14 protein-coding genes are annotated in these 17,889 nt (G+C 69.0%); 7 read left to right on the forward strand and 7 right to left on the reverse strand.

The window, feature by feature from the left end; genetic code table 11:
- Positions 1-12 precede the first annotated feature (12 nt).
- Positions 13-936 carry an aminotransferase class IV gene (locus ABZ552_RS04145; protein WP_357435490.1) on the forward strand — a complete coding sequence of 308 codons (924 nt, stop codon included), beginning with the start codon at positions 13-15 and terminating at the stop codon, positions 934-936.
- Positions 937-950: 14 nt separating this feature from the next.
- On the opposite strand, the gene ABZ552_RS04150 is transcribed toward ABZ552_RS04145, so the two are convergent.
- On the reverse strand, positions 951-2,300 hold the full coding sequence (locus ABZ552_RS04150) for a serine hydrolase (protein ID WP_357435492.1): 1,350 nt from the start codon (positions 2,298-2,300) through the stop codon (positions 951-953).
- A gap of 519 nt (positions 2,301-2,819) precedes the next feature.
- Between ABZ552_RS04150 and ABZ552_RS04155 the strand changes: the two genes are divergently transcribed.
- The 3 genes from ABZ552_RS04155 to bla all read left to right on the forward strand — a co-directional run bounded on the left by ABZ552_RS04155 (position 2,820) and on the right by bla (position 5,805).
- Positions 2,820-3,245: a Fur family transcriptional regulator gene (locus ABZ552_RS04155; protein ID WP_357435494.1), complete on the forward strand. Its 426-nt coding sequence runs from the start codon at positions 2,820-2,822 to the stop codon at positions 3,243-3,245.
- A gap of 67 nt (positions 3,246-3,312) precedes the next feature.
- Positions 3,313-4,785 (forward strand): catalase, encoded by a 1,473-nt coding sequence (locus tag ABZ552_RS04160; protein ID WP_281919192.1) that lies wholly within the window; start codon positions 3,313-3,315, stop codon positions 4,783-4,785.
- A 105-nt stretch (positions 4,786-4,890) separates the two neighbouring features.
- Positions 4,891-5,805, forward strand: a complete 915-nt coding sequence (gene bla, locus ABZ552_RS04165; protein WP_357435496.1) for a class A beta-lactamase — start codon at positions 4,891-4,893, stop codon at positions 5,803-5,805.
- On the opposite strand, the gene ABZ552_RS04170 is transcribed toward bla, so the two are convergent.
- Positions 5,797-6,180 carry a VOC family protein gene (locus tag ABZ552_RS04170; RefSeq protein ID WP_357435498.1) on the reverse strand — a complete coding sequence of 128 codons (384 nt, stop codon included), beginning with the start codon at positions 6,178-6,180 and terminating at the stop codon, positions 5,797-5,799. The two genes, bla and ABZ552_RS04170, sit on opposite strands and share 9 nt — an antisense overlap.
- Before the next feature lie 868 nt (positions 6,181-7,048).
- Here ABZ552_RS04170 and ABZ552_RS04175 point away from each other — a divergent pair.
- Together ABZ552_RS04175 and ABZ552_RS04180 are read left to right on the forward strand one after the other, a co-directional pair.
- On the forward strand, positions 7,049-8,275 hold the full coding sequence (locus tag ABZ552_RS04175; RefSeq protein WP_281876880.1) for a cytochrome P450: 1,227 nt from the start codon (positions 7,049-7,051) through the stop codon (positions 8,273-8,275).
- A 45-nt stretch (positions 8,276-8,320) separates the two neighbouring features.
- Positions 8,321-8,911 (forward strand): TetR/AcrR family transcriptional regulator, encoded by a 591-nt coding sequence (locus tag ABZ552_RS04180; protein ID WP_281876881.1) that lies wholly within the window; start codon positions 8,321-8,323, stop codon positions 8,909-8,911.
- A 66-nt stretch (positions 8,912-8,977) separates the two neighbouring features.
- Here the strand turns inward: ABZ552_RS04180 and ABZ552_RS04185 are convergent, their stop codons facing one another.
- The 4 genes from ABZ552_RS04185 to ABZ552_RS04200 all read right to left on the reverse strand — a co-directional run bounded on the left by ABZ552_RS04185 (position 8,978) and on the right by ABZ552_RS04200 (position 16,432).
- Complete coding sequence (locus ABZ552_RS04185; protein WP_357435501.1) at positions 8,978-10,210, reverse strand: FAD-dependent monooxygenase; 1,233 nt, start codon at positions 10,208-10,210, stop codon at positions 8,978-8,980.
- A gap of 162 nt (positions 10,211-10,372) precedes the next feature.
- Positions 10,373-12,100 carry an allophanate hydrolase gene (gene atzF / locus ABZ552_RS04190; protein WP_357435503.1) on the reverse strand — a complete coding sequence of 576 codons (1,728 nt, stop codon included), beginning with the start codon at positions 12,098-12,100 and terminating at the stop codon, positions 10,373-10,375.
- A complete protein-coding gene (gene uca / locus ABZ552_RS04195; protein ID WP_357435505.1) occupies positions 12,101-15,712 on the reverse strand; it encodes an urea carboxylase in 3,612 nt (1,203 codons plus the stop codon). It lies immediately after the preceding gene.
- 12 nt (positions 15,713-15,724) lie between these two features.
- Positions 15,725-16,432: a GntR family transcriptional regulator gene (locus tag ABZ552_RS04200; protein ID WP_357435507.1), complete on the reverse strand. Its 708-nt coding sequence runs from the start codon at positions 16,430-16,432 to the stop codon at positions 15,725-15,727.
- Between the two features lie 193 nt (positions 16,433-16,625).
- Between ABZ552_RS04200 and ABZ552_RS04205 the strand changes: the two genes are divergently transcribed.
- Complete coding sequence (locus ABZ552_RS04205; RefSeq protein ID WP_357435509.1) at positions 16,626-17,084, forward strand: hypothetical protein; 459 nt, start codon at positions 16,626-16,628, stop codon at positions 17,082-17,084.
- A 54-nt stretch (positions 17,085-17,138) separates the two neighbouring features.
- Here ABZ552_RS04205 and ABZ552_RS04210 read toward each other — a convergent pair whose 3' ends face one another.
- The gene (locus ABZ552_RS04210) at positions 17,139-17,861 is read right to left on the reverse strand and encodes an SDR family NAD(P)-dependent oxidoreductase (protein WP_357435511.1); all 723 of its coding nucleotides are present in this window, start codon (positions 17,859-17,861) and stop codon (positions 17,139-17,141) included.
- Between the last annotated feature and the right edge of the window lie 28 nt (positions 17,862-17,889).

Consider the following 17,889-nt stretch of genomic DNA (forward strand, 5'->3'; position numbering starts at 1 on the left):
TAGCCTGCGCCGATGGCGAATCCTCATCCTCATGTGTATCTCGGCGACCGGATCGTTGCGGCTGACGCTGCCACGGTGGGCGTCGCGTCGTCGGCGGTGTTGTACGGACTCAGCGTCTACACCGTGTTCCCGGTGCACGTGGATGGGGCAGCGCGGACGGCATTCCGGTTGGACGACCATTTCCGCCGGCTCGAGGAATCCTGCAAGATCATCGGCATCGATCGATTCGCGGCGGAATGGGATTTCGCGCGTTTCCGGGCGACCGTCGTGGAATTGATCGCCGCGAACGCTCCGCGCGAAGATGTTTTCGTCCGCGCGACAGTGCACGTGGTCGAGTCGATTCCGGGCACCAGGGTGCGCGGCTGCGCGATTCAGGTCAGCATGTTCGTCTACGACGCGGTGCCGATCGTCCCGCAGGACGGCATGCGCCTGAAGTCCAGCCCGTGGCGGCGCATTCCGGACAACGCGATTCCGTCTCGCGCGAAAGTCAACGGAGCCTATGTGAATTCGGTGCTGGCCAAGCAGGACGCCATCGACAGCGGGTACGACGACTGCGTCTTCCTCGACGGCAACGGACACGTCTGCGAACTCAGCGCGGCGAATGTCTTCCTGGTCCGCAACGGCACCCTGATCACGCCCGACGTCTCCTGCGACATCCTCGACGGCATCAACCGCAGGACCGTGCTGACCTTGGCGGCCGAAGACGGCATCCCGGTGGTGGAACGCACCGTCGATCTCACCGAGCTGTACATCGCCGACGAAGTGTTCGTCACCGGAACGTCGTCCGGGGCAGCGCCGGTCGTGGAGGTCGACGGCCGCCTGGTCGCCGACGGCGTTCCCGGCCCGATCTCCCATGCCCTGCGCAAACGTCACCACGCGGCCTTGCGCACCGATGAGGTGCACGGCTGGGTCACGGATCTGTCCGCGGCCGGATAGCGTCGCGAGGTCGTTCAGCGGATGCCCGGGGTGCGCGGGTCGGGTCCGAGGCAGGCCAGGATGGCGCAACCCGGCGCGGTGTCCGCGAACGGCGGGTCCAGCGGGCGGTTCAAGCAGGCGAAGACGTTGCACCCCGGATAGGCGGCCGGGCCGAGCCCGAACACCGCGATCAGGATGTCCGTGTCGACGAAGCGGCGGGGGTCCAGTCGCAGCGGCGGCTCGACGTATGGGCCCGGGTCGGGCACCGGCCGGGTGTCGAACGCATCGAACACTCTGCGGAAGAACTCGTAGGGCAACTCCTGGGTGTTCTGCACGACCCCGGACACACCCTGGCTGCTCACGTTGCCGAAGACGCCGGTCCACACCACCGTGAGGTCGAGGCTCGGGATGACGAAGACGTTCTGCAACCCGAGTCCCGCCATCGCGTACACGTCGTCGGGCAGGAAGTCGGCGATCTCGGCGCACCCGCTCCCGAGCCAGAACAAGTAGCCGTAGCAGGCGTTCGTCGGCGAGGGCGTGCGCGCCTTGCGCAGGTAGCCGAGGGAGACCAGCTGCTGTTCGCCCCAGCGCCCGTCATTGCTCACCAGCAGTCCGAGCTTCGCGAAGTCGTTCGGCGGGATCATCAGGTGCGCGTAGCCGTACGTGTGCCCGGAGCGGTCCCGAGCCCAGTAGTAGTCGCTGCGCAGGATCCCGAGCGGATCGAACAACTCGCGCTGGGCGAACCGTTGCAGAGGTTCGCCGACGGCCAGCTCCAGCACGTAGGCCAGCAGGTCGACATTGCGCTGGCTGTAGGTGAAGACGGTGCCCGGCGGGTTGTCCAGCGGCACACCCAGCGCCTGCACCGCGCTGTCCGGATCGACCGGGATCACCCCGGTGACGCCCTCGGTCAGCACACCCACCCGCATGCCCGAGGTCTCGGTGAGCAGATTCTCCACGGTGATCGATCGGTGCGCCGCATCACCGAGCCCTGCGGGCAGGTAGCGGTCGATCGGCGCGTCGAGGTCCAATTTCCCCTGGTCCCATGCGATTCCGGCGAGCAAGGAGACGACGCTCTTGGTGGAGCTCCAGATGTTCCACGCCACGTTGCCGGTCTGCTCGTTCGTCGGGCCCTCGCCGATGAGGCAGTTGTGCCGGAACACCTGCACGTTGAATCGGTTCCGACCGGCCGCGAAGGCCAGCGCTTCGCGCAGCTTCGCGGAGTCCAATCCGACCTGTTCCGGTGCCGCCCGTTCCAGATCGCGCCCCGAGGTGACCGCGCACCGCATCTGATCGCCTGGCGCGGCGGCCGCGCTCCCGGCGAAGAGATGGCCCGCCACCAGGGAAAGTGCCGCGATTCCCGCCAGAAAACCACCGAAACGCCCCATACGCAAAAGGCTAGCGTCCCCCTGCCGGTTCAGAGCCCCAACAGACCGGGCGTGTGGCGAGAAACTGGACGTCCGATATCAAACGACAGCGCCGCCGGGTTCGAGGGGAACCCGGCGGCGCCGCGAGCTCGGACACCATGCGGTGTCCCGACCGTGGTCGACGTCCCACAAGCGCCTCTCGGCGGGTGGTCGCTCGTAGCGACGAAGGGTGCGGCCCGGGGCTGTCCGGACGCCGACGGTGGGTGTCGACGTCCCACAAGCGCCTCTCGGCGGGTGGTCGCTCGTAGCGACGAAGGGTGCGGCCCGGGGCTGTCCGGACGCCGACAGGGGTTTCAACCACGTGTCCTCGGAAGCTATTCCGCCACGAATTCGTGACGCTCGCCACGTCTATCGCAGGCCCCCTCCGGTGGTCGAGAACCTTGCGTCGCGACTGGTCGGCACGCGCCAGCCGCGCATGTTTTCTTGACTGATTCCAGATCATTTTCTTGACTTATTCCAGAAAACGGTCAGAATCGAAGCATGCACACCAACGGCACCACCCCACGAGAGTGGCTACGAGCAGCGGGTTTGCGGATCACCGCCCCGCGGCTCGCGGTGCTCGACGCGGTGTCCGCGCGGCCGCACTCGGATGCCGACGCGGTGGCCGCCGCGGTCCGCGAAACGCTGGGCTCGGTGTCCACCCAGGCCGTCTACGACGTGCTGCACGCCTGCGTGCGCGCCGGGATCCTGCGGCGGATCGAGCCCGCCGGCTCGTCCGCGCGGTACGAGACCCGGATCGGTGACAACCACCACCATCTGGTGTGCCGAAGCTGCGGTGCGGTCGCGGACGTCGACTGCGCCGTGGGCCATGCCCCCTGTCTGGACCCTTCGGATGCGCACGGATTCGTGGTCGATGAAGCCGAGGTCGTCTTCTGGGGAATGTGCTCGTCCTGCCGTTCCGAGTAGCGGTCCACACCTTGCCGCCCGGGGCAGCCCCTCCCGGGACTGATGTTCACCAGCCGAGGAGTCACCTATGACCAAGCCGACAACGACGAACACCGGTATCCCGGTCGAAAGCGACAACGAATCGCTCACCGCGGGCACGCAGGGCCCGATCCTGCTGCACGATCACTACCTCATCGAGAAGCTGGCCCAGTTCAACCGCGAACGGGTGCCGGAACGCATCGTGCACGCCAAGGGCGCGGGCGCTTACGGTGAGCTGGTCGTGACCCACGACGTCAGCAAGTACACCAAGGCGAAGCTGTTCCAGCCCGGTGCGCGCACGGAGTCGCTGGCGCGGTTCTCCACCGTGGCCGGCGAGCAGGGCAGCCCGGACACCTGGCGTGACCCGCGCGGATTCGCGGTGAAGTTCTACACCGAGGACGGCAACTACGACCTGGTCGGCAACAACACGCCGATCTTCTTCATCAAGGACCCGATCAAGTTCCCGGACTTCATCCGGTCGCAGAAGCGCCTGCCCGGCAACGGTCTTCGCGACCACAACATGCAGTGGGATTTCTGGACGCTGCGTCCGGAGACCGCGCACCAGGTGACCTGGCTGATGGGCGATCGCGGTATCCCGAAGACCTACCGGCACATGAACGGCTACGGTTCGCACACCTACCAGTGGATCAACGCCGCGGGCGAGCGCTTCTGGGTCAAGTACCACTTCAAGACCGACCAGGGCATCGAATACCTGACCCAGGCCGACGCCGACCGGATCGCGGGCGAGGACGCCGACTACCACCGCAAGGACCTGTGGGAGGCGATCGAGCGCGGCGAGTTCCCGAGCTGGACGGTCTATGTGCAGGTGATGCCGGTCGCGGAGGCCGAGGGTTACCGATTCAACCCGTTCGACCTGACCAAAGTGTGGTCGCACAAGGACTACCCGCTGATCGAGGTCGGCAAGTGGACGCTGAACCGCAACCCGCGCAACTACTTCGTCGACATCGAGCAGGCCGCGTTCGAGCCGTCGAATGTCGTTCCAGGCATCGGTTTCTCGCCGGACAAGATGCTGCTCGGCCGCGTCTTCGCCTACGCGGACGCGCACCGCTATCGCATCGGCACCAACTACGCGCAGCTGCCGCCGAACCAGGCGAGGGCCGCGGAGGTGAACTCCTACTCCAAGGAGGGCGCCATGCGGTACCACTACAACGAGCCGAATGTGCCGGTGTACGCGCCGAATTCGTTCGGCGGCCCGCACGCCGACCCCCGGCAGGCCCCCGACGGCGGCATCTGGGATTTCGACCCGACCATCGTGCGGGCCGGCTACATCCAGCACGCCGAGGACGGTGACTTCACCCAGGCGGGCACGCTGGTGCGCGAGGTGCTCGACGACGCGCAGCGCGAGCGTTTGGTGCGCAACATCGTCGGCCACGTGCTCGGCGGTGTGCGGGAACCGGTGCTGAGCAGGGTCTTCGAGTACTGGAAGAACGTGGACGCCGACCTCGGCAAGCGGGTCGAGGAGGGCGTGCGCGCCGGGCTGGACGGCGGCGCGCGGAGCTGACATCCACGCCGGAGGCAACTGCGCGTTCGAGGACGCGCGGCTGCCTCCGGCGTGTCCGGCCGATCCTGTTTGCCCGGTAGGTGCCGGGGGTGTCAGAGTGTTGGCATGCCTCGGCTGACACGTGACTATCGGGTGGCGCTGGCCGCCGCCTTGGCGCTGCTGGCCGGTTGCGGTGCCGAAACCGAGGTGGCCCAGCCGGGTTCGATCACATCGAGCGTGCAGGCGGGCCCCGCCGCGACCGCGGGCGTGGTGGATCTGGAGGTCCGCTACGGTGCCCAGGTCGGGTTGTTCGCCGTGGATACCGGCACCGGCCGGACGGTCACCCATCGCGCCGACGAGCGTTTCCCGTTCCTGTCCACCTTCAAGACCCTGGCGGCGGCCGCGCTGCTGCGTTCGCGTCCGCTCGACACGGGATACTTCGATCGGGTGGTTCGCTTCCACGAGGCGGATCTGGTGGCGAACTCCCCGGTGACCAGCGCCGCGGTGGCCGAGGGGATGACGCTGGCGCAAGTGGCCGAGGCCGCGATCACCCGAAGCGACAACACCGCGGGCAACCTGTTGCTGCGCGAGATCGGCGGCCCCGAGGGACTCACGGCGTTCCTGCGCACGCTCGGCGATCCGACCAGCAGGCTCGACCGCTGGGAAACGGAACTCAACACCGCGATTCCCGGTGACGAACGGGACACCACCACCGCGGCCGCGCTGGCCGCGGACTACCGTGCCGCGGCGCTGGGCGACGCGCTCGGCGCACGCGAGCGCGACCAGCTGGTCGCCTGGCTGAAGGCCAATACCACCGGTGACAAACGCATTCGCGCGGGATTGCCCGCGAAGTGGGTCACCGGCGACAAGACGGGCACCGGCTCCTACGGTTGCGCCAACGACGTCGCGATCGTCTGGCCGGAGGGCGGCCGGGCGCCGGTGGTGATCGCGATCCTGACCCGCAAGTCCGACGCGGACGCCGAGGCGAACAACGACCTGCTGGCGGAAGTGACGAAGGTGGCGGTAAACGGTCTACGGTGACCCCAAGGCGGACTCGGACGCCTTGGCGATAGTCATGTCGATCTCCTGGATCTGGAGTGTCACGCCGTCCGGATCGACGACCCGCAAGCTGCGACCGAAGTCCTCGTCATGGATCTCGTAGTCGTAGCCGCGCTTGCGCAGCCGGTCCGCGACCACTTCCAGCTTCTCGTCGGTCGCGAACCCGAGTTCGACCGCTCCGGCCGGGCGCCCCTTCGACACCCGGAAATCGTGCAACCCGACCGCGCCCGCGTCTGCCGAAAGTTGCGCCCACACATCGAGACTCGCGTTCGGATCGAGCGCCAGCCCGAGCCCGGCATAGAACGTCCGGCACGCTTCCACATCGGCGACGTACCTGATGGGCAGGACAGTAAGCATCTGCACTCCTTCTCGGAACCAACCGGGATCGAGTATCGAGCGTCGTGGCGGGGCATGGCCCGCGCTGCCGGGGGATACGCCGGGATCCGACACGCGATGCGGTGGATACGACGGATTCCGTCACCGCGATAGTCGGGTGCGCACCGCGTAGGGGGCGAGTTGAGTGCAGCCGGACGCGCCCATCGGCACGTGCGAATTCTCGTGCGCTCATGGTTGCGCGGTCCGTTCGCAGTTCGTATACGTGGGATCGCGAAGGCTGAACGACGAACTGTAGTAGACCTGGCCGGTTGGTCGGCCAGGTTCGGACACCTACAGCAGGCCCCACCAATAGAGCAGGCTGGCCAGAATCCAGACCACCACGGTTTCCATCGTCGCTCCCGATCTCGTTGGCGCACTCACCACCATCATCCCGCGATCCGCGGCCGGGCGGTAGGAGCTCGCCGGGCACCACTCGGTAACGCCGCGCTCACCTGCGTTTTTGATCTTGCAAGGTGTTCTTAAGTCCGCGCCAAGCCCGGGCCTGCATTGTTTGTCGCAAGGGAGGGACAAGCCCAGCACCGAAGGTGCGAACCGGGGACCGACCTGTCTCGAGGGGTGACAGGTCGGACCTCGGGGGTGGTGTCCGCCGGGCCGGTCTACGAGGGGTGGCCGGCCCGGCGGACGCGGAACGCGGAGCGGTCGCTCGCGCAGGCTCTTCCTGGCGCTGACCGGCAACCAGTTGTTGTTGCCGCTGCCGAAGGTAACCGACAGGTGCGGCTCCGGGTTCGAGAGGATGGGTGCGGCTGGGCCGGTCGTGTGGGTGATCGGCCCACCTATCTATCTGAAACGTGTTCTAGACAGTTGGATGGTTTTGTCTTACCGTCGATACATGGTGAACGTTGCGTATCGGGCGGCTCCGGTGTTCCAACTCCGTTCCGGCCCCACCTGGGCGTCGCCGTGGCAGATGTACGCGGCGTTGCGCGAGCACGATCCGGTGGCGCACGTCGTGCCGGACGCCCGTCCGGAGAACGACTACTGGGTGCTCACCCGGCACGAGCACGTCTACGCCGCGGCGCGGGACAGTGAAACGTATTCCTCGCGCGACGGGCTGACGGTGGAATACGGCGAACTCGACGAACTCGGCTTGACCGACAATCCCCCGCTGGTGATGCAGGATCCCCCGCAGCACACCGACTTTCGCAGGCTGGTCGCGCGCGGGTTCACCCCGCGCCAAGTCGAGGACGTGGAGCCGGTGGTCCGCCGGTTCGTGCGCGACCGGCTCGACGGCATCGCCGCCCAGGGCGGCGGTGACATCGTCGAGCAGCTGTTCAAACCACTGCCGAGCATGGTGGTGGCGTACTACCTCGGGGTTCCGGAGCAGGACCGGGCTCGGTTCGACGGCTGGACCGACGCCGTCGTCGCGGGCAGCATCGATCGGACGAACGCCAAGGCGCACGCGGCGTCGGCGGAGATGATGGGGTACTTCGCGGACTTGATCAAACGCAGGCGCGTCGATCCCGGCGACGACACGGTGTCCCTGCTGGTCCAGGCCGGCATGGCGGCCGACGACACGGACGTGCGCGGGCTGATCCAGATTCTCGCCTACACCTGGACCATGGTCGCCGGTGGCAACGACACCACGACGGGCTTGCTGGGCGGCGCGGTGCAACTACTGCAACAGCACCCGGACCAGCGCGCCGCGCTCGCCGCGGAACCGGACCGGATCCGCGTCGCGGTGGAGGAGTTCGCCCGCCTCACCTCGCCGGTGCAGGGATTGGCGCGGACCGCGACGCGCGACGTCGAACTGGCCGGGAAGACCGTGCCCGCCGGGCGGAAGGTGCTGCTGGTGTTCGGATCCGCCAATCGGGACGAACGGGTTTTCGGCGCCGACGCCGCCGAGCTGGACATCGATCGAAATCCGCAGCGGATCCTGACCTTCGGGCACGGGCCGCACCACTGTCTCGGTGCGGCGGCCGCGCGGATGCAGGCCCGGGTCGCGCTCGAGGAGTTGCTCGATCGGTTTCCCGAGTATGTGGTCGACATCGACGCGGTCGAGTACGCGAACGGGCCGTATGTTCGCAGGCCGACTACTGTGCCGTTCCGGTGCAGGGGCTGAGCGGCCGGGTCGGGCGGTGCGGGGCACGGTAGGAAAGGACAGGGCATGAGTGGCGATTGGCTGGCCGACGGTCGCGCCGAGCTGGCCGGTGAGCGCATCCTCGACGCGGTGCGCGCGCTGTTCATCGACAAGGGCGTCATCGGAGTCGGCATGGCCGAAGTCGCCGACGCCGCGGGCTGTTCCAGGGCGACGCTGTATCGCTACTTCGAGAATCGGCAGGCGCTCTACGTGGCCTTCGCGGGACGGGAGGCGAGGCAGCTGGTCGAGCGCGTCTGGCGGGATCGGGGGGCGCCCGCGAGCGCGGAGCCGGGGGAGCAGCTGCTCGACACGCTGACCGCGCTGCTGGCGGAAGTGCGGAAAACGCCGCATCTGGCGGTCTGGTTCGAACCGTCCAACGCGGGCATCGTCGCCGAACTGGCGAATTCGGCGGGTGTGGTCGATGCGCTCGCCACGGACTTCGTCGCCGGGTTCCGCCCCGGACTGCCCGCCCGCGCGGCCGAGCGCGTCGGTCGGTGGGTGGTGCGGGCGATGGTGTCGTTGCTGACGTTGCCCGGCGCCGGCGAAGACGAGGAACGAGCGATGCTGCGAGACTTCGTGCTTCCGTTCCTGCTCGACGACCGAACCGTGATCGGCTGACAACGGCACGCCGTCGACCGGAGCCGCGCGGAACTCCGGTCGAGGCGCGAGCCGACGGCGCACGGCTCAGACGGTCGCCGTCGAGTAGTCGGGCAGGTCATAGGTCTCGGTCTTGCTCAACATCCGCATCATCACCGGTCGCATCGCCTTCGACATCATCACCTTGCTGACGGCGTGGCCCGCGCGAATGCCGAAGCGGGACTTCGGCGTCATGGCGCTCAGGCCGCCGGGCTGCAACTGCTGGGCCGTCTTCACGAAGGGGCGCAGCACCTCTTCGTAACGAGCCAGGGCCGCTGCGGGGTTGTCGGCGTGCGCGGCGAGTTCACCGGCGAGGACGTACGCGCCCACCAGTGCCATCGCGGTTCCCTGCCCGGTGAGCGGTGAACCGCAGTACCCCGCGTCGCCGAGCAGGACCACCCGGCCCTGGACCCAGCTCGGCATGTCGATCCGGGCCAGCTCGTCGAAATAGAAGTCCGGCGCCTCGGACATCGCCGCCGCGATGCGGGCGGATTCCCAGCCGCCGCCGGCCAGCCGGTCGCGGATGAACTGCTGCTGCGCCGAGACATCCCGGCGCAGCGCGGGATCCGCCGCCGCGCGGATCACCACGAGCGCCTTGCAGGTGGCCGGGTCCGCGTCCGGACGCATGCCCAGCCCGGTCGCTCCGACCAGCGAGTGCATCGTGAACCAGTGCGGCTCCAGGTCTTCCGGTCGCTCCAGCGTGAAGAACGACATGTAGCCGCCCAGATACGTCGCGAACTGCTCCTCCGGGCCGAACGCCATCCGGCGCGTGGCGGAATGCAGACCATCCGCGCCGATCACCAGGTCGAATCGCTCTGCCGCGCCGGAGGCGAAGGTGACCTCGACGCCGGCGTCGTCCTGACGAATGTCGGTGATCCATTCCCCGTACCGGTAATCGACGCCGCCCTCGGCGGCGAGCAGGTCGAGTAGCACCTGGTTGAGATCGCCCCGGGTGATCTCGATTTCGGCGACCGCGCCCTTGCCGTCGAAGAGCTCGGCGGGCATGCGGAGGATTTCGCGGCCCGCGTCGTCGACGTACTTCATGCCGCGCTCGTCGAGCTGGTATTGCCGGATACCCGGCATCATGCCCATCCGCTCGGCCACCTCGCGGCTGGGTCCGCGCAGGTCGACGGCCTGCCCGCCGGGTCGCGGCGCCGCCGCGCGCTCCACCACGGTGGCCCGGATGCCGGACCGGAGCAGTTGCAGCGCAACGGCATTGCCGCCGATGCCGCCGCCGGCGACGAGCACGCGGAGCTGGCTGCTTGCGGACTTGGGGTTCATGACTTTCCTCGACTCCCGCTGGGTTGACCAAATGTCTTAGACATATGTCTAACACGAGTCTGGCACGGATGTCTAGCACAAATGTCTAATGCGCTGGCATGAGAAATGGCCCATGGCGGCGAGGAACACTCGCGGCCATGGGCCACCGGTGCGAAGCAGGAGCTAGGAACGATGCCGCAGGTACGTCCGCCAGCTGGCGTGATGGGTGATGTCGGTGGCGGCCGCCGCGGCATCGTGGGTGCAGGTGAATCCGACGACATCGCGCCCGTCGGCGAGTTCGATGCTGGTCAGGGCCATAGGAGCGGGAAGCTCGGCGAGGAAGGCGCCCAATCCGGCCGCGGAGACCCGGAACAGCTCACCCTCGATCGGAGCGCCGCGGCCCGGTCCGTGCCGCACCAGTCCCGGCTTGGGCGGAGTGGTGTCGAGCGCGGTCAAGCGGTAGGCGTCGGTGGTCCGCACCGGGCCCAGGAAGCGGGCGCCGAGGTTTTCCAGCTGCCAGTGCAACGGCTGCCCGCGCAGATGCGCTCCGAAGACCGCCAGGTCGACACCCTGGTCGACGAGCAGCGGCGCACTCGCCAGGCCGAGCAGGCGGGCGGCGATGTCGACGGCCACCTGATCGGCGAAGGCGGGGGTGACCAGCATGACCCCGAACGGAGCGCCATCGGTGGTGGGTGCGCCCGGGACGGCGACGGCGGCCATGTCCAGCAGGTTGCAGAAGTTGGTGTAGGTGCCCATCCGCCGGTTGATGCCGATCGGATCGGCTTGTACGGCGGCGATGCTCGGATGTTCGGTGGTGGTCGGCAGCAGCAGTGCGTCGAAACCGCGCAGCAGGTCGGCGGCCGCTGCCTTCGCGCGGGTCAGCGTGTCGAGATCGGCGGCGAACGCCGGGCCGGACTTCTCCCGCGCCGCCCCGATGATGGCGGCGACCGTCGGGTCGGCGCCCGCTGGAGCGGTGTCCAGGAACGCGCCCACCGCGGCATAGCGTTCGGCGACGATCGCGCCGTCGTAGAGCAGCAGTGCGGCGTCGAGGAGGACGGAGACGTCGATTTCCTCGGTTTTCGCGCCGGTGTCGGCGACAGCGGCGACGGTGCGCGCGAACGACTCTCGATATGGCTCGCTGAGCGGGGCCAGATCCTCGGAACGCGGCACGGCGATGCGCGGCGTGAGCGCTGCGGCCAGCCGGACGTCGGCGGGCCAAGTCCGGCTACGCGGGTCGCGCGGCTCCGGGCCCGCCATCACCGCGGCCGCGGCGACCGCCGAGTCGAGGTCGGCGGCGAAGACCGTCACGGCGTCGTAATCCACACAGGCGGGCACGGTTCCGTGCGCCGGGATCACACCCAAGGTGGCTTTGAGGCCGACGATCCCGTGCAATGCCGCGGGCACGCGGCCGGAACCCGCTGTGTCGGTGCCGATTCCGATATCCGCGATGCCGAGCGCCACCGCCGCGGCGGAACCGGAACTCGACCCGCCCGACACCAACTCCGGATCGAGGGCGTTGCGCACCGCGCCGTACGGGCTGCGCGTCCCGACCAGCCCGGTGGCGAACTGGTCGAGGTTCGTCTTGCCCAGCACCAGCGCGCCCGCCGCGAGCAATCGCTCGACCGCCGCCGCGGTCGCCTCCGGTTGATAGGCGAATTCCGGGCAGGCCGCGGTGGTCGGCAGGCCCGCCACGTCGATGTTGTCCTTCACCGCCACCAGCACTCCGGCCAGCGGCAGGGCCTCTCCGGCGGCGAGCCGCCGTGCGAGCGCGGCCGCTTCAGCGGCGACCTCGGATTCGGGTCGCAGGGTGATCCACACCTCCGGCCGATCGACTTCGGCGATTCGCCGATAGGCGGCCGCGACGCGTGCGATGGGGTCGACTGCGGTGTTGCCTAGGACGCCTGGGGGCATTCAGTCGGCTCCGATCACTACTAGGGGCGTTCCCGGCTCCACCTTGGCGCCGGACGTGGTCAGGACCTTCAGCACGGTGCCCGCGGCCGGGCTGTGCACAGGTAGTTCGAGCTTCATCGCCTCCAGGACGGCCACCGCCGCACCCGCCGTGACCCGCTGCCCGGGCTCGACTTCCACCCGCCAGACATTGCCGATCATCGGCGCGGTGACGACGGTCGCGTCGGCGGGCAGCCCTGCCAGCGGGTCGTGGATGGGTGCGGCGGCGGGCGCGACGGCGCCGCGTTCGAACTCGCCCGCCGCCCGCCACGCGTCCTTCTCCGCCTCGAACGCGGCGGCCTGCCTGGCCTCGAACTCGGCGATCGCGCCTGCCTCGGTGCGCAGCAACCGCAGATGGTCGGCGAGCGCGAAACTGCCCTCGCTCACCTCCGCGTCGAACCTGCCCGCAGCGGCCGCGGCGCGGTATTCGAGCAACTGCTCCGCGCCGACCGGTTCCCAGACGATGCGATCGAAGAACCGGAACAGCCAGGGCGTGCCCGCCTCGAACGGCGCGGACTGCCGATAGCTGGACCAGATCGGCACCGTTCGGCCGATCAGCTGGTAACCGCCTGGCGAGGCCATCCCGTAGACGCACAGGTACTTGCCTCCGATGCCGACGGCATCCGACGGGGTCCAGGTACGCGCCGGGTTGTATTTGGTGGTGACCAGGCGGTGCCGCGGATCGAGCGGAACCGCCAGCGGCGCACCGAGATACACGTCACCGAGCCCCAGTACCAGATACTCGGCGTCGAAGACCGTGGCGCGCACGTCGTCGACGCTGTCGAGCCCGTTGATGCGGCGGATGAACTCGGTGTTCGACGGCAGCCACGGCGCGGTGTCGCGCACACCGCTGCGGTAACGGTCGATCGCTTCGGCGATGGACGGGTCGTCGAACGACAGCGGCAACCGGATGGTGCGGCTCGGCACCACCAGATCGGTCGTGGCGGGCAGCTCGGCTTCGAGTTCGGCCAACGTGCCGAGCAGTCGATAGTGCGGCAGCACTTCGGGATCGAAGTGGATGTGCAGGGAGCGGACGCCAGGGGTGACGTCGAGGATGCCGGGCAGCCGGACGCCCGCGAGGGCTTCGGACAGCGCGTGCACCCGCATGCGCAGCCCGAGGTCCAGCACCATCTCGCCGTACTCGACCAGGACGTTGTCGTCGCCGCCGCGCAGGTATCGCACCCGCGGCCGGTCCGGTGACGCCTCGATTCCGCCGAGGACGCCGCGATCCCGCAGCGCGGCGGGAGAACCGGTGGGCAGATCCGGCACGCGGCTGCCGTTGGACGCGCGCAGCGCGGCCGCCTTGTCGTCGTCGACCGGCACGAACCGCACGGTGTCGCCGGGACGCAACTGACCCATCCGCCAGCGATGCGCGGACACCACGGTGAGCGGGCAGGCGAAGCCGCCGAGGCTGGGGCCGTCGGGCCCGAGCAGGATGGGCGTGTCACCGGAGACGTTCAACGCGCCCACGCTGTAGGGGTTGTCGTGCAGGTTGGACGGGTGCAGCCCGGCCTCGCCGCCGTCGCTGCGCGACCAAGCCGGTTTCGGGCCCTCCAGCCGGATGCCGGTGCGGTTGGCGTGGCTGCCGACCCGCCACGGGTGTGTGCAGAACTGGGTCATGTCGGCGTCGGTGAAGTACGCGGGCGCGGTCTGCGGACCGACGCCGACCGCGAGCTGCCAGTCGTGGGTGAACGTCGGCCGGTCTCCCGCCGGCACCGCGGCGGGTGCGCCGAGTGCGCCTGCGTCCACCGAGGCGATGCCGAGCACGTCGCCGGTCGCCACCGCCTTTCCGGTCACACCGCCGAATCCGCCGAGGGTGAAGGTGGCCGCGCTGCCGTGGTAGAGCGGCGCATCGATGCCGCCGCGCACCGCCAGATAGGTGCGCAGGCCGGTGTCGGCGGGTGCGCCGATGTCCAGCAACGCGCCCGCGGCCACGGTGACCGGCTCCCACATCGCCACCGGGCGGCCGTCCACCGTCACCGGCGCGGGCGCACCGGTCACGCACACGACGGTGGTGTCGGAGAAGCGCAATTGCGGGCCCTGCAAGGTGCATTCGAGCGCGGGGACGCCGACCGGGTTGCCGACCGCGGTGTTGGCCAGGGTGAAGGAGAGGTCGTCCATCGGGCCGGACGGCGGAATGCCGACCTCCCACAGGCCGATCCGGCCGGGGTAGTCCTGCACGGTGGTCATGGTGCCGCCGCGCAGCACGTCGATGCGGCGGCCGACCGGGCGGATCTCGGCCAGCGTGGTGGTGGTGTGCTCGGTGCGCAGCACCCGGCCGTCCGCCGCGGCTCGGCGCACTTGCGGCAGATTCGTCTGGACGCCGTAGATCCGGGTCTCGGCGAGTGCGGTGCGCAGTGCGGCGAAGGCGTCCGTTCGGCTCTCCCCGGTGCTGATCACCTTGGCCAGCAGCGGGTCGTAATACGGGCTGACCTCCGAGCCGGTGGCGACCCACGTGTCCACCCGGACGTCGTCCGGGAAGTGCGCGGCCGTGATCAGACCCGCGCTCGGGCGGTAGTCGTGGCCGGGATCTTCCGCGTAGACCCGCGCCTCCACCGCGTGACCGGTGATCGCCGGCCCCCGCTCGGGCTGCTCATCGACCATCGAGGTGTCGCCGCCGGCGAGGCGCAGCATCCATTCCACCAGGTCGACGCCGGTGACCGCCTCGGTGACCGGATGCTCGACCTGCAGCCGGGTGTTCATCTCCAGGAATGACGCGGCGCCGCTGTCGGCGTCGTAGACGAACTCCACCGTCCCGGCCGAGCGGTATCCGACCGAACGGGCGAGTTCCCGGGACGCGGCGAGCAGACGCTCCGACAGCTCCGCGCCGAGACCCGGGGCGGGCGCCTCCTCGATCACCTTCTGATTGCGGCGTTGCAGCGAGCAGTCTCTGGTGCCGAGGCTGACCACGCGGCCGTGGCCGTCGCCGAACAGTTGCACCTCGACGTGCCTGGCGCGCGCGACGAAACGTTCCAGGAAGACGCCCGCCGACCCGAAGTTCGCCGCCGCGATGCGCTGCACACGCTCGTAGGCCGCGCGCACCTTGTCCGGGCCGAAGCAGGCCTGCATGCCGATGCCGCCACCGCCGCCGACCGCCTTCAGCATCACGGGAAAACCGATCCGCTCCGCCTCCGCGACCGCGTGATCGGCCGATTCGAGCAGGTCGCTGCCCGGGATGAGCGGTACGCCCACCGCGCGCGCCGCTGTGCGCGCGGTGTGCTTGTCCCCGAAGACGCGCAGCTGCTCGGGGGTCGGCCCGACGAACGCGATGCCCGCCTGCTCGACCGCGGTGGCGAAATCGGCGTTCTCCGAGAGAAAGCCGTAGCCGGGATGAATGGCTCCGGCTCCGGCGGTCAGCGCCGCCTCGACCACCAGGTCGGCCCGCAGATACGACTCCGCCGCCGGGCCCGGTCCCAGCCGCACGGCGACGTCCGCCATCTCGACGTGCGCGGCGCTCACATCGGCATCGGAGTACACGGCGACCGTCTTCAGCCCCAGTGCCCGGGCCGTCCGCACGATGCGGCAGGCGATCTCGCCGCGATTGGCGACGAGCACCGTATCGAATTCCAGACTCACTACCGCTCCCTGCTAATCCGTAGCCAGCGACATCGCCGCGATCGCGCGGGTGACTCGTTCGAGCACCACGTCCAGCGATTCACCGATGTGCGTGTGCAGCAGCCGATACGCGAGCGGGAGGTCGTCGGCCAGCACGGCGTCGAGAATTCCGAGATGCTCGGCGATGGTGGTCTCGATCCGGTTGTTGACCATGAAGTCGTACATCCGTACGTGGCGGATGCGAGAATTCACCGCCTTCAGTGCCCGCACCATCTCCGTGTTGCCCGCCGCGGTGAGCAGGGTGACGTGGAATTCCTCGTCGCGCACCACGAAACCGGGTTCTTGTTCCGGCGGGTCGGCGCGCAGCTCCAGCCAGGCGGCGCGCTCGCATTCGAGGAGTTCCCGGTCGTGCGTGACGGCGGGATTGGTCATCGCGCGCTGTAAACCGCCCAGCTCCAGCGTGATTCGCAGCTCGTACAGGTCACGGATCAGTGGGATGCTCGGCCGTACCGGGCTGAAGCCGTATTCTTCGCGTTGCAGCAATCCATCCGAGCACAGGACGGTCAGCGCTTCGCGGATCGGCGTGCGCGAGATGCCGAAGCGCGCGGAGAGTTTCGGTTCGGTCAGCCGTTCGCCGAACTTGATGTCTCCGTTCATGAGCTCGCTGCGCAGCGCCGCGTACACCACGTCGCGCAGCGGTTTGCCCGCCGCGTCCGCCAGGGTCGCTATCCGTGTCGACATGCCTGTATACGCTATTGACCTCCCATTTCGGTGGAGTGTCCGTAAGTTATCGCCGCGTTAGCGTCTGCTCACCGCGCCGGTCGCGACGCTGTGCCCCGCCGACCGGTCCGACAGCGGGGACGAAACGGAATCCCGCGCCGGGCCGACAGACTCATCGAGTCGGTTGTCCATCAGTGAGCATCAAGGAGACGGTATGAAGCGCAGCACGAAGTTCGCCGGAGCAGTCGCCGCCGTAGCGGTGGCGCCGATCCTAGCGGCTGGTTCCGCCCAGGCCGACCCGGGCACGGTCTACTTCTCGGTGGGCAGCATGAACTGCGCCATCTTCGCGGACGGCTCGCTCGGATGTGATTTCGCCGCTCCACTGCGGTTGAGCTACTACGTCGGCGACACCTACGTCCCGGTGCCGGTGCCGGTCGACGAGATCGCGATCGACCAGCCGTGGTTGCCCGCGCATCCCACCTTCGACCCGGCCACGCCCTACACCCTGCCGGGCGGCAATCCCAGCATCTACGACGTGCGGACCGGTTCGGGGCAGTGGGGTCCCATCGTCGAGCACGCGGGCGCGTCGTGCCAGGTCGGCTTCCACGGCAGCTTCACCTGTCAGGCGCTGGGCCGGGGATTCACTTCCTACGGCGGCACGGTCGTCGCGTGATCGTCCGGCGGCGCGCCCGTTGCGGGACGGGCGCGCCGGTCGGGAATCGCACCGTTACCGGCCGCTTGTGCCGTTGAGCCGGATGACCTGTGCGTTGACCGTGCTCGCGGCGTCACCGGCGAGATAGGCGACCACCGCGCTCGGCTCGGTCGGCCGCATCGCGGCGAGGGCGGTCTCGAGTTCCGCGTTGTCCGTCGTGCCGACGCCATAGCTGACCGTGTTGACCGTGATCCGCCGCGCTACGAAATCCGGCGCCACGGCCTGGCCGAGCTGCTCGACCGCGCCGCGCGTCGCGTCGTGCACCGCGCTGCCCGGGGCGGCGGGATCGCAGACGGAGATGATCCGGCCCTCGTCGGCCAAGTGCTGCAAAGCCAGTTGCAGGCCGTGGAAGACGCCCTTCACCGTCGCCGCGAACGCGCTGTCGAACGCCTCGGAGCTGAGCTTCGGGAACGGCTCGGATTCCGGCACCGCCGCGGTGTTGACCAGCAGATGCCACCCGCCGCATTCCTCCAGCAGCGCCTGCACCAGCTCCTCGTACTCGCCGCGATCGGCGATATCGGCCGCGAGCGCCAGCGCGGCGCCGCCGGCCTCGGTGATCTCCTTTACCACGTCGGCGGCGGGCTCGGGGAAGTGCGGATGGTGCACCACGACCCGTGCACCATGCGTGCCAAGCGTTTTCGCGATCGACCTGCCGATCCCGGTGTAGGCCGCCGTGACCAGCGCGGTCTTCCCGGACAGCGGTTTGTCCGCGGGCACGCTATCGACGGGCTTGCTCATCTGCCGACCTTTCGTCGATTGCGGAAAT

It is taken from the genome of Nocardia sp. NPDC019219 (assembly GCF_040632645.1).
GTDB lineage: Bacteria > Actinomycetota > Actinomycetes > Mycobacteriales > Mycobacteriaceae > Nocardia > Nocardia sputorum.